General features: G+C 67.4%; 1 pseudogene. It reads right to left on the reverse strand.

What is annotated here, in order from left to right:
- Window positions 1-152: 152 nt before the first annotated feature.
- Window positions 153-1,072, reverse strand: a pseudogene (locus L0U85_RS20960) (hypothetical protein); the annotation flags it as partial.

Genomic DNA, 1,072 nt, shown 5'->3' on the forward strand with positions numbered 1-1,072 from the left:
CGATCACTCAGAGTGCCACATAAGTTGCCGGGAAAACCTCATTGGCGTAGTCGATCTCAACTTGATATGCGCTCCGCTCCGACTCTGCAAGAAGTCACGAGGGCGGGCACGAGTCATTGACGGCCTACGTGTTTGGAGGCGGTGTCGGGGGTTCAGGCCAGCGGGTCGTTGTCGTCTTCGAAGCGGGCCAGACCCCAGATGTCGTCCTCTTCGGTCAACCAGGTCTCGCGGCCCTGCTCATCCTCACCGGGAGCGCCACCCGCACCGCGGCCACCGCCCATCATCGACGACGTCCCGCCCCTGCCAGCACCGGTGCCGGCTCCAGCGGTCTTGCCGAACAAGCCCTGGCCCTTACCCATGCCACCGGCTCCACGGCCGGCACCGGAGCCCGCGCCACCGCTGCCGACCGCCGGACCGAACAGACCCGCACCCGCACCCCCACCAGCGCCGCCGCCCAGGCCGCTCCCGGCACCGAGCCCCGGGCCAGCACCAGTACCGGTAAACGTTCCCGCACCGACACTGCCGCCCGATGCAAGACCACCGGAGACGTCCTCGTCGTCGGAGTCGTAACTGTCCCAGGGATTGCCCGAGTCCAGGCCCGTCCCACCGCCAACACCGCCAACGCCACCAACACCGCCAAAGCCACCAGAGCCACCAGAGCCGGTGCCTCCGCCGCCGAACGTCGTCGACGACTCCGGCGGGTTCAAACCCCCCGTGCCCGAACTGGTCGGCGAACCCGAGTAGTCCCCGCCACCGGGCGGGGAATAGCCCGAGCCGTCGAGGTCGCCTGCCGAGTCACGGAACGTCGTGTCACGAGAAGGCTCGACGGTCGGAGTGAACTCGCTCGCGGAAGTCTCGGCATCGCTCCAACGAGCGAGAACCGTCTCGTTCTGCGCCGTAGCACGAGACTGATAGTCCGCGTTCGCCTCGTTGTAGTCCTCGCTCGCCTTGTCGTTCGTGTCCTGCTCGGCGAGCGCCTCGGCCTGCCGACGCAGATTAGCCTCATCGGCCTCGGGATCGTCGGCCTTCAGCCGCGTGTAGTGGTACTCGGTCTGGTCCACGTTGTACTGGC

Source organism: Glycomyces sp. L485, from assembly GCF_022548875.1.
Classification (GTDB): Bacteria; Actinomycetota; Actinomycetes; order Mycobacteriales; family Micromonosporaceae; genus Glycomyces.